Origin of the sequence: Streptomyces sp. SBT349 (genome assembly GCF_001083795.1) — a bacterium.
GTDB lineage: Bacteria > Actinomycetota > Actinomycetes > Streptomycetales > Streptomycetaceae > Streptomyces.
Map to the genome: position 1 here is coordinate 1 of NZ_LAVK01000281.1, position 10,353 is coordinate 10,353.

General features: G+C 73.6%; 10 protein-coding genes. 2 read left to right on the plus strand and 8 right to left on the minus strand.

The window, feature by feature from the left end; genetic code table 11:
* Positions 1–15 precede the first annotated feature (15 nt).
* Complete coding sequence (locus ADY01_RS26930) at positions 16–1,365, minus strand: sensor histidine kinase (protein ID WP_049578720.1); 1,350 nt, start codon at positions 1,363–1,365, stop codon at positions 16–18.
* A gap of 445 nt (positions 1,366–1,810) precedes the next feature.
* On the opposite strand from ADY01_RS26930, the gene leuA reads away from it, so the two are divergent.
* Both leuA and ADY01_RS26940 read left to right on the plus strand, forming a co-directional pair.
* Positions 1,811–3,541, plus strand: a complete 1,731-nt coding sequence (gene leuA / locus ADY01_RS26935; RefSeq protein WP_049578709.1) for a 2-isopropylmalate synthase — start codon at positions 1,811–1,813, stop codon at positions 3,539–3,541.
* 104 nt (positions 3,542–3,645) lie between these two features.
* Positions 3,646–4,281, plus strand: a complete 636-nt coding sequence (locus ADY01_RS26940; RefSeq protein WP_063784370.1) for a TerB family tellurite resistance protein — start codon at positions 3,646–3,648, stop codon at positions 4,279–4,281.
* Positions 4,282–4,286: 5 nt separating this feature from the next.
* On the opposite strand, the gene era is transcribed toward ADY01_RS26940, so the two are convergent.
* From era to ADY01_RS26975, 7 genes are all read right to left on the minus strand, one after another.
* Entirely contained in the window at positions 4,287–5,228 is a 942-nt protein-coding gene (gene era / locus ADY01_RS26945) for a GTPase Era (RefSeq protein WP_049578710.1), read from the minus strand.
* Entirely contained in the window at positions 5,225–5,575 is a 351-nt protein-coding gene (locus tag ADY01_RS26950) for a cytidine deaminase (protein ID WP_049578712.1), read from the minus strand. Before ADY01_RS26950 ends, era begins: the two co-directional genes overlap by 4 nt.
* A gap of 28 nt (positions 5,576–5,603) precedes the next feature.
* The gene (locus ADY01_RS26955) at positions 5,604–6,317 is read right to left on the minus strand and encodes a hypothetical protein (RefSeq protein ID WP_159001452.1); all 714 of its coding nucleotides are present in this window, start codon (positions 6,315–6,317) and stop codon (positions 5,604–5,606) included.
* Positions 6,318–6,666: 349 nt separating this feature from the next.
* Entirely contained in the window at positions 6,667–7,959 is a 1,293-nt protein-coding gene (locus tag ADY01_RS26960) for a hemolysin family protein (protein ID WP_049578715.1), read from the minus strand.
* Entirely contained in the window at positions 7,956–8,453 is a 498-nt protein-coding gene (gene ybeY, locus ADY01_RS26965) for an rRNA maturation RNase YbeY (protein WP_049578717.1), read from the minus strand. The genes ADY01_RS26960 and ybeY overlap by 4 nt, the downstream gene beginning before the upstream one ends.
* Before the next feature lie 12 nt (positions 8,454–8,465).
* On the minus strand, positions 8,466–9,500 hold the full coding sequence (locus ADY01_RS26970) for a PhoH family protein (RefSeq protein ID WP_049578719.1): 1,035 nt from the start codon (positions 9,498–9,500) through the stop codon (positions 8,466–8,468).
* A gap of 91 nt (positions 9,501–9,591) precedes the next feature.
* The coding region (locus ADY01_RS26975; RefSeq protein ID WP_199826315.1) for a YoaK family protein at positions 9,592–10,353 on the minus strand (762 nt) is incomplete at its 5' end.

Sequence of the window (10,353 nt, forward strand, 5' to 3'; positions counted from 1 at the left end):
CCTCGGTCTCCCCGCTCACCCGGCGGCCTCCGTCGCGCTCGCGTCCCCCGCCGGGTCCTGGGCCGGGTCCCGCAGGGGCAGAACCGCGGTGACGAGGAAGCCCGGCTCGTCCGGCCTGGGCCCGGCGGCGAGGGTGCCGCCGATGCTCCTGGCCCGTTCCCGCATCCCCGCGATCCCGTAGCCCGGCGGCTCGGAGGCCGTCCCGGCGGGCGGCTCGGCGGACGCGCCCCTGCCACCGCTCCGTTCCCGCATGCCCGAGATCCCCGCGACCCCGGCGATCCCCGCGATCCCGTAGCCGGGCGGCTCGGAGGGTGCCGCGGGGGGCGGCTCGGGTGGCGCGGTCCGGCCGCGGTCGGCGACGCGGATCTCCAGGTGGCCGCCCGCCCGCCGGATGTCCACCGAGACGGAGACGTCGGGCCCGGCGTGCCGCACCGCGTTGGTCAGCGCCTCCTGCACGATCCGGTACGCCGCCGCGCTGGCCGCCGGGGGCACCGGCTCGCCCGCGGCCTGCGTCAGCTCGACGCGGGCGCCCGCGGCCCTGGCGGCGCGGACGAGGTCGGGGAGCCCGGTGAGGCCGGGCAGCGGCCCCTTGCCGTTGCGGTCGTCGCCGCGCAGCACCTGGAGCGTGGTGCGCAGGTCGGCGCGGGCGTCCCGGCAGGTGTCGGATATGGACTCCAGCGCCTCGACCACCGCCGGGCGGTCAAGGCGCTCCGGGTCGGTGGTCAGCAGGTGCGAGACGACCGAGGCGCGCACCCCGATCAGCGTGATGCTGTGGGCCAGCAGGTCGTGCAGGTCCCTGGCGATGCGCACCCGCTCCTCCGCGACCCGGCGGGCCGCCTCCTGCTCGCGGGTGCGCTCCGCCCGTTCGGCGCGCTCGCGCATGGCCGCCAGGTACCGGTGGTGCAGCCGGACCGCCTCGCCGAAGGCGATGACGGCCAGGATCCAGCCCGAGACCCGGAGCGACTCGACGCCGACCACGGGCCCCGTGGACCACCAGATGACGAAGATGACGACCAGGACGCCGCCCGCCATCGCCAGCGTGCGCCGGCGCGGGCCGACGGCGGCCACCGTGTAGATGGCCAGCGCCGAGGCGGTGAACGGCGCGGCGTGGTTGTAGTCGAGGGCGTGGTAGACGGCGGTGAAGGTCAGCCCGAGCAGCAGCACGGGCAGCGGCCTCAGCCGCCGCCAGGCCAGCGGGACCACCGTGCCGGTCAGGAGCAGCCAGCCCAGCGGGTCGAGCGACTGGCCGTCGTGGCGCACCGTGAGGGCGAGGACGGCGCACAGCCCGCCCACGACGCCGGCGATCATCGCGTCCAGCCGGAGGACGCGGGTGTCCGGGTCCTCCGGCGGCGGCAGGTCTGTCATCACGGACACGGACACATCATCGGGCATCGCCCGCCCGTTCGACCTCCGGGCCGGACCGGTGGCCCCGAACCGTGTCCCCGTCCCCCGCAGCCACGGCCCTCATGGGCGCCCGCCTCCTCGTCGTCACCGCTCCCGGTGGCCCCAAGCCTTCCGGCGGCGCGGCGGCGACGCGTCGCCCGCCGGGCCGAGGTCGGGCGTACTGCGGACGGTGGCGTGCCGGGCGCGGTACTCCCCCGGGAGTACGGACGGCGTGAGCCTCGTCTCGGATGCTGATACGCGGGAGGCGGGTGGCGGTCCGGGGGTTACGCTGGGCGGGCGATGCGTTTCGGGATCCTTCTCCTTAGCCGCCGCGGCGAGGGTCTGTAACCACCAGGCCGACCCCCTCCCCGCGGAGTGCGGCGCTGCCGTCGGCCCCCTTCGTTCACCGCCCGGGAGATCGCCCCTCATGAGCAAGCCGACACCGCTGACCGCTGCCTCCGTACGCCAGCGGCCCTCCGGGATGCCCGTCCACAAGTACCGCCCGTTCGAGGCCGTGGACATCCCCGACCGCACCTGGCCGGGCCGCCGCATCACCGCGGCCCCCCGCTGGCTCTCCACCGACCTGCGCGACGGCAACCAGGCCCTGATCGACCCCATGTCCCCCGCCCGCAAGCGCGCGATGTTCGACCTGCTGGTGGGCATGGGCTACAAGGAGATCGAAGTCGGCTTCCCGTCCTCGGGCCAGACCGACTTCGACTTCGTGCGCTCCATCATCGAGGAGGGCGCGATCCCCGAGGACGTGACCATCTCGGTGCTGACGCAGGCGCGCGAGGAGCTGATCGAGCGCACCGTCGAATCGCTGGCCGGCGCCCACCACGCCACCGTCCACCTCTACAACGCGACCGCCCCCACCTTCCGCCGCGTGGTCTTCCGCGGCAGCCGCGAGGACGTGCGGCAGATCGCGGTGGACGGCACCCGGCTGGTGATGAAGTACGCCGAGAAGCTGCTCGACGACCGCACGGTGCTGGGATACCAGTACAGCCCGGAGATCTTCACCGACACCGAGCTGGACTTCGCCCTGGAGGTCTGCGAGGGCGTGATGGACGTCTGGCAGCCCGACGAGGGCCGCGAGATCATCCTGAACCTGCCCGCCACCGTCGAACGCTCCACGCCGTCCACGCACGCGGACCGTTTCGAGTGGATGGGCCGCCACCTGTCGCGCCGCGAGCACGTCTGCCTCTCCATCCACCCGCACAACGACCGCGGCACGGCCGTCGCCGCCGCCGAGCTGGCGCTGATGGCGGGCGCGGACCGCGTCGAGGGCTGCCTGTTCGGGCAGGGCGAGCGCACGGGGAACGTGGACCTGGTGACCCTGGGGATGAACCTGTTCTCCCAGGGCGTCGACCCGCAGATCGACTTCTCCCGGATCGACGAGATCCGCCGCACCTGGGAGTACTGCAACCAGATGGAGATCCACCCGCGCCACCCGTACGCGGGCGACCTCGTCTACACCGCCTTCTCCGGCTCCCACCAGGACGCCATCAAGAAGGGCTTCGAGGCGATGGCCGCGGAGCCGGGCGACCTGTGGGACGTGCCGTACCTGCCGATCGACCCCAAGGACGTGGGCCGTTCCTACGAGGCCGTGATCCGCGTCAACTCCCAGTCCGGCAAGGGCGGCGTGGCCTACGTCCTGAAGAACGACCACAAGCTCGACCTGCCGCGCCGGATGCAGGTGGAGTTCTCCCGGATCATCCAGGAGAAGACCGACGCGGAGGGCGGCGAGGTGACCCCCGCGACGATGTGGGAGGTCTTCACCGACGAGTACCTGCCGACGCCGGGCGCGGGCTGGGGCAGGGTCGCGCTGCGCGAGGCGCAGACCTCCACCACGAGCGAGGGCCAGGACGCGCTGACCGTGGCCGCGGTGGTGGACGGCGTCGAGACCACGCTGACCGGCACGGGCAACGGGCCGCTCGCCGCGTTCTTCGACGCGCTGGCCGCGGCCGGGGTCGTCGGGGACGGGATCAGGCTGCTGGACTACGTCGAGCACACGATGAGCGAGGGCGCGGGGTCGCAGGCCGCGGCGTACATCGAGTGCGCCATCGGCGACCGCGTGCTGTGGGGCGTGGGCATCGACGCCAACATCGTGCGCGCCTCGCTCAAGGCCGTGGTCTCCGCCGTCAACCGCGCCGCCCGATGAGGACGGGTCCGCGCTGTTTGTGGTGACGCACTACTGACGCGGACGCCCGCCTGTGGTTAGCATCACGCCCACGGCAATGAGGCCGGCGGCGACGGAGGTAGGGCGTGGTGCATCCCCGGTTGGCGGGCGTCCGCACGGCCTGGCGTGTGAGCGAGGACGGCGATTTCTTCTGCCCCGCGTGCGGCGGCGACCGCTGCTACCAGCTGCTCGAAGGCCGGCGCCGGCTGACCGTGCTGGGGGTGCCCGTGCTGACCCGCGGCGCGGCCGACCCGGTCGCCTCGTGCGTCTCCTGCCGCGGGCGCTTCCCGGTCAGCGCGCTCGACCGCCCCACCACCACGCGCCTCACCGTCCTCCTGCGCGACGGCGTGCACACCATAGCCCTGGCGCTGCTGGCGGCCGGAGGCGGTGGCGGCGGCCCGGCCCGCAGGACCGCCGTCGAGTCCATCAGGGCCGCCGGATTCCCCGAGTGCACCGAGGAGCGGCTGCTCACCCTCCAGGCCGCGCTCCGCGTCGGGAGCCTGCCGCTGCTCGACCGCGAGGTCCGCGAGACGCTGTCCGCGCTGACGCCGCACCTGGCCTCCCCGGGGCGCGAGTCGCTCCTGCTGCACGGCGCGAGGATCGCCCTGGCCGACGGCCCCTACAGCGCGGCCGAACGCGCCATGCTCGGGACGGTCGGCGAGGCCCTGCGCCTGGCGCCCGCCGACACGGAACGCCTGCTGGCCACCGCCCTCTCGGCCTGAGCCCCTCAGAAGCCGAGGCGGCGCAGCTGCTTCGGGTCGCGCTGCCAGTCCTTGGCGACCTTCACATGCAGGTCGAGGAAGACGGGCGTGCCCAGCAGCGCCTCGATGTGGCGGCGGGCCGTGGTTCCCACGTTCTTCAGGCGCTGCCCCTTCGGCCCGATCACGATGCCCTTCTGGCTGGGGCGCTCGATGTAGAGATACGCGTGGATGTCCAGCAGCGGCCGGTCGGCGGGGCGGTCCTCGCGCGGCAGCATCTCCTCGACCACCACGGCGATGGAGTGCGGCAGCTCGTCCCGCACGCCCTCCAGGGCGGCCTCGCGGATCAGCTCGGCGATCATCACCTGCTCCGGCTCGTCCGTGAGGTCGCCCTCCGGGTAGAGCGGCGGGCCCTCGGGCAGCAGCGGGACGAGCAGGTCGGCGAGCAGGGACACCTGGGCGCCGGAGACGGCCGAGACGGGCACGATCTCCGCCCACTCGAACCCGGCCTCCCTGCCCAGCCGGTCCACGGCGATCAGCTGCTCGGCGAGCCCGTCCCGTTCCACCAGGTCGGTCTTGGTGACGACGGCGACCTTCGGGGTGCGCTTGATCTGCGCCAGCTCGTTGGCGATGAAGCGGTCGCCGGGGCCGATCTTCTCGTTGGCGGGCAGGCAGAAGCCGATCACGTCGACCTCCGCCCAGGTCGCGCGCACCACGTCGTTGAGCCGCTGGCCCAGCAGCGTGCGCGGCTTGTGCAGGCCGGGGGTGTCCACGAGCACCAGCTGCGCGTCCGGCCGGTGAACGATGCCGCGCACGGTGTGCCGGGTGGTCTGCGGCCGGTTGGAGGTGATCGCGACCTTGGTGCCCACCAGCGCGTTGGTCAGCGTGGACTTGCCCGCGTTGGGGCGGCCGACGAAGCAGGCGAAGCCGGAGCGGTGCGGGCCGTCGGCGGCGGGCCGGGCGGTGCTCATGAGGCGGCGGCGATCGTGGTGCGGAGGGCGCCGTCCGGGCCCGCGAGCAGCACCGGAACGCCGGACCCGCCCAGGTCGCGGGCGGCGGCCAGGTCCTCGTCGGGCAGCGCGTCGGCCTCGGTGACCACGGCCGCGGCTTCGATCAGCGTCGCGCCGCTGGCGACGGCCATGGCGACGGCGGCGCGCAGGGCGCTCAGCCGCAGCGAGTCCAGGGCCACCGTGGTCGCCACATAGGTGCGGCCGGTGCCGTCCCGCACCGCGGCCCCTTCGGGGACGCCATTGCGGGCGCGCGCGCTGCGCGCCAGGGTGATGATCTTTTTGTCCTCGGGATCAATGGCGTCAGTCATGGCACCGAGCTTAAGGGCTTGGCGCGCCTCACAATTCCGTGGTGCCCGGCTGATCCGGCAGGGGGTCCGCCGAGCGCCCGGAGGCGACCTCCTCCAGCTTCTCCACGGCGCGCTCGGCGAACGCCGCAAGGTCGCCGGAGTCCGCTCCGTCCCTGCCGGCCTGGGCCACCCTGACGGTCTGCGCGCCGACGCGGGCGATGACCACGTCGGCGACGACCGGGGTGGTGGCCGACTCGCCGTCCAGTCGCCGGTGGAACCGGACGGCGAGGCTCTCCTCCCCGAGGGAGTCGGCGTCCAGCCGCTCCGCCTCGTAGGCGACGCGCACATCGCCGCCCTCGGGGCCTTCCTCGGCGTGGAACGTCGCACACGCGCCGTCCACCGCCTCGCGCGCCGCCGCCAGCGACCTGCGCGCCCGGTCCTCGTTCTGGTGCGCGGCGGCGACGGTGGTGAGGAAGGGACCGCTGCGGGTCCTGGCGAACCCGGCCCGCGCGGCGGGGTCGGTCGTGGTGTCGAACAGCTCCCCGCAGTCCGGCTCGTCGGGACGGGGGACCCCGAAGCCCCGCTTGGCGGCCGACTGCTCGCTGTCGCTGGCCCAGCCCGCGGGAAGGTCCACGGCGTCCAGCAGCGCCTCGCGGAGCTGCCGCTCACTGAGCGCGTCGGCCGCGAGCGGACGCCCGGGCGCCAGCGCCAGACTCAACGCGGCGATCCCCGCGACGACAGCTGTCCGTAGATGCGAGTACATGCTTCCCATGGCGCCAGCCGAACGCTCGTACGGCCACCACGTGGGGCCCATTCGGGTGAGACGCCCCTCCGGCCGGGGCGGGCCCCAACCCCCGTCGGCCGGCGATCCTCCCTGGTCAGCGGCCTCATTCGGCCCCGGGAGCGCGCGGGCGGCCTCCTCGGGGCCGACGGGCGGCGCGAACCTCTCCGTGAGCCCCTGCGCCGGCGGCACCCTCCCGGCCCGCCGGATCCTCAAGTCCCCGGTGGCGGAAGCAGGTTGACGCACGCAGGGGGAGGGCTTCGGCCATGCGAAGCCTCGGACGGCACCGGCCACGCGCCGTGCCGGGCGAGGGCGACAGGGGTCGCCGACCCTAGTCGGCCGCCCGCACGGGCACCGGCTCCACCAGCACGCGGTCGATCCGGTTCCGCCGCCCCGCCGGTGACTCCGCCGTGAGGCGCAGCGCGGCCAGGCCCTGTTCCCCGGCCACGTCGACCTCCGCCCTGGCCCCCGCGATCGGCACCCGCCCCAGCGCCTTGGCCAGCATGCCGCCCACGGTCTCCACGTCCTCGTCGTCGAGCCGCAGCCGGTACAGCTGCCCCAGCTGCCCGAGGTCGAGCCGCGCCGTCACCCGGTAGACGCCGTCCCCCAGCGACTCGACCGGCGGCAGCTCCACGTCGTACTCGTCCGTGATCTCGCCGACGATCTCCTCCAGGATGTCCTCGATCGTCACCAGCCCGGCCGTTCCGCCGTACTCGTCGATGACGACGGCCACATGGGTCCGGTTGCGCTGCATCTCCCGCAGCAGGTCCCCCGCGTTCTTCGTGTCGGGGACGAACGCGGCCGGCCGCATCACCGCCTCCACCAGCTCCGCCTCCGCCTCCCGGCTGACGTGCACCTTCCGCGCCAGGTCCTTGAGGTAGACGATGCCGACGATGTCGTCGTCGCTCTCGCCCGTGACCGGGATCCGCGAGAAGCCGGAGCGCAGCGCCAGCGAGAGCGCCTGCCGCAGCGTCTTGTGCCGGTCCAGGGAGACCAGGTCCGTGCGCGGCACCATCACCTCGCGCACCAGGGTGTCGCCGAGCTCGAAGACCGAGTGCACCATGCGGCGTTCCTCGTCCTCGATCAGCGACTCCCGCTCGGCCAGGTCCACCATGGCCCGCAGCTCCGCCTCCGACGCGAACGGCCCCTTGCGGAAGCCCTTCCCGGGGGTCAGCGCGTTGCCCAGGATGATCAGCGACTGGATCAGCGGGCCCAGCACGCGGGCCAGCGGCACCAGCACGTAGGAGGCCGCGGTGATCGTGTTCAGCGGGTGCTGGCGCCCGATGGTGCGCGGCGAGACGCCCACCGCGACGAACGACAGCAGCACCATCACCCCGAACGCCACGGCCAGCGCCTGCCACACCTGGTCGAACTCCTTCAGGCAGGCGTAGGTCACCAGCACCCCCGCCGCCATCTCGCCCGCGACGCGCAGCAGCAGCGCCAGGTTGAGATAGCGGGTGGGGTCGGCGGCGACCGCCGCGACCCGGTCGGCACCGCGCCGTCCGGCGCGCACCCCCTCCTCCGCGCGGAAGCCGGTGATCACCGCGAGCGCGGCCTCGGCGCAGGAGGAGAGCCAGGCCACGACCAGCAGGCCGACCACGGCGAGGAGCAGCGTGGCCGTCATGTGGTGGTGGGGGCCGGGGACGGCCCTGACAGGCCGCGCTCGCCGCGCCAGCCGTCGACGATCGCCTTCTGGAGCCCGAACATCTCCGTCTTCTCGACCGGCTCCTCGTGGTCGTATCCGAGCAGGTGCAGCACCCCGTGCACGGTGAGGAGCTGGAGCTCGGCGTCCATGGAGTGGCCCGTGGGGGCCGCCTCACCCTGCCGGCGGGCGACCTCGGGGCACAGCACCACGTCCCCGAGGAGGCCCTGGACCGGCTCCTCGTCGTCCCGCGACGGCGGCCTGAGCTCGTCCATCGGGAACGACATCACGTCGGTGGCTCCCGGCAGTTCCATCCACTGGAGGTGGAGCTGCTCCATCGCCGCCTCGTCCACCGCGATCACCGAGAGCTCGGACAGCGGGTGGATCCGCATCCGGGCCAGGGCGTAGCGCGCGATGTCGAGGATGGCCTGTTCGTCGATCCCCAGGCCGGATTCGTTGTTGACCTCGATCGCCATGATGCCGGGCGGCTACTTCCCGTTCCGCTGGTCGGACCGCTGCTCGTTGCGCACGTCGAAACGCTCATAGGCGTCGACGATGCGGCCGACGAGCTTGTGCCGGACCACGTCCTGGCTGGTGAGCCGCGAGAAGTGGACGTCGTCCACGCCCTCCAGGATGGCCTGCACCTCGCGCAGGCCGCTCTTGGTCCCGCCCGGCAGGTCGACCTGGGTGACGTCGCCGGTGATCACGATCTTGGACTCGAACCCGAGGCGGGTGAGGAACATCTTCATCTGCTCGGGGTTCGTGTTCTGCGCCTCGTCCAGGATGATGAACGCGTCGTTCAGCGAGCGGCCGCGCATGTACGCCAGCGGCGCCACCTCGATCGTGCCCGCGCTGAGCAGCCGCGGGATCGAGTCGGGGTCGAGCATGTCGTGGAGCGCGTCGTAGAGCGGGCGCAGATACGGGTCGATCTTCTCGTAGAGGGTGCCGGGCAGGAAGCCGAGCCGCTCGCCCGCCTCGACCGCGGGCCGGGTCAGGATGATGCGGTTGACCTGCTTGGACTGGAGCGCCTGCACGGCCTTGGCCATGGCCAGATACGTCTTGCCCGTGCCGGCCGGGCCGATGCCGAAGACGATCGTGTGGGTGTCGATCGCGTCGACGTACCGCTTCTGGTTCAGCGTCTTGGGCCGGATGGTCTTCCCGCGGTTCGACAGGATGTTCTGCGTGAGGACCTGCGCGGGGCTCGCGCCCCCGCCGTCCTCGCCGCGCAGCATGCCGATGGACCGTTCGACGGCGTCCTCGCTGAGGGGCTGACCGGTGCGCAGGACGAGCATCATCTCGTCGAAGAGGCGCTGGACCAGGCGGACTTCGGCCTCGTCGCCGGTGGCGCTGATCTCGTTCCCCCGGACGTGGATGTCGGTGCCGGGGAAGGCCCGCTCGATGACGCGCAGCAGCGCGTCGCCGGAACCCAGCACCGTGACCATCGGATGCTTGGCCGGCACGGTGAACCGGGCGGTCGCCTCGGCGGCACTGGCCGCCGGCTGATGTGTGGGTGTCTGTGTCATGGGCGGCCCACTGCGGACCTGCTCATCCCTCTCTGCGCTGGAGTATCCGGATTCCCAGGGTACGCCGCGGGACCGGCGGAGCCACAGGAGATTACGCGGTGCGACCGGTCCCCTTCCCCGTGCTCCCGACGGCCGCCGCGACCCTGCCCCCCACCTCGCCGAGCCCGGCGACGGCGAGCGTGAGGGCCGCCGCCGAGAACAGCGCCCAGGCCGCTCCCAGGTGCGTCAGTCCCGCCCCGGCGGCGGCCCCCGCGGCCATGGCGGCGAGGGCGAGCGACCGCCTGCGCCACGGCTGCCCGCGCCCGTCGGCGACCAGGCCGGTGAACGTGGAGGTGACGACCACCGTGGTGACGTCCTGGACGGCCAGGTGCCTGGCGGTCGCCGCCTGGACGCCGAGGGCCAGCGCGAGCGCGCCCGCGACCAGCATCTCCACGGGCCTCGGCATCGGGCCAGCCGCGAGCAGCGCGGGCGCCACCCCCGCCGTCACCAGCGCCACGGTGACGATCAGCGCGGTGTGGCCGCGCCGCCACCCCCCGGGCGGGACGGCGCGCAGCGACCACCCGGCCAGGGCGGCGCCGCCCGCGAAGGTCGCCAGGACGACGGCGGGGCCGAGGGCCGGGAGGGACCCGGTGCCGGGGACGGCGGCGCCGAGGATGATCACGTTCCCCGTCATGTTCCCCGCGAACACGCCGCCCAGGACCAGGAAGCTCACGGCGTCGATCACGCCGGTGGAGAACGTCAGCACCAGGAGCAGCGCGAGCGGGGAGGCCAGGGAGGCCGGGAACGAGGGGAGCGGCGGGACCGGCGGGGTGGTCGGCGGGGGCGGGGGCGGCTGCGTCTTTCTCAAACATAT